This window comes from Arsenicibacter rosenii (assembly GCF_001870735.1).
GTDB classification, from domain to species: domain Bacteria; phylum Bacteroidota; class Bacteroidia; order Cytophagales; family Spirosomataceae; genus Arsenicibacter; species Arsenicibacter rosenii.
Map to the genome: position 1 here is coordinate 1 of NZ_MORL01000249.1, position 524 is coordinate 524.

Annotated in this window: 1 protein-coding gene; it reads right to left on the minus strand. The window is 49.7% G+C overall.

Annotation, left to right across the window (positions count from 1 at the left end; translation table 11 throughout):
• Positions 1-89 precede the first annotated feature (89 nt).
• Complete coding sequence (locus BLX24_RS33770) at positions 90-356, minus strand: LytR/AlgR family response regulator transcription factor (protein ID WP_229201938.1); 267 nt, start codon at positions 354-356, stop codon at positions 90-92.
• Between the last annotated feature and the right edge of the window lie 168 nt (positions 357-524).

Sequence of the window (524 nt, forward strand, 5' to 3'; positions counted from 1 at the left end):
TGACAAGTTAATGATTACCAAAAAATGTGTACCGGTAACCTGAGTCCGGAAACGGATCTGAAGCGGCAACTACCGGTTTGAAGAAGCCTTTATTCACGGTCAATCGTGGCAAACCGTTCGATGAGCCAGTCCCGTTTAGGTCTGGTGACGGGTACCCGGGCGCTATCTCCCATCTGCACATAACCGCCGTCCTGCCGGACGATTTTACGGATATAGGCCGGATTAATCAGGTGGGAATGGTGCACCCGCACAAATCCGTTAGGCTCCAGGGCCTGCTCTACTTCTTTAAGCGTCCGGCAAATCAGCATTGACTGTCCGTTGTTCAGATAAAAACGCGTGTAACTGGCATCAGCCATGCACCGGACAATTTCAGCAACTTCAATGATTTCATGACCTNCGTATGGAGCTGTTCCTGAAAAAGTGCATAATGTGCCCGCTGTAAATTCCGGATCTGCTGCTGCTGCCACAGTATCAGACATTGCCGCAGTTCCTCTTCCTGTATCGGTTTCAGCAGGTAATTAAGT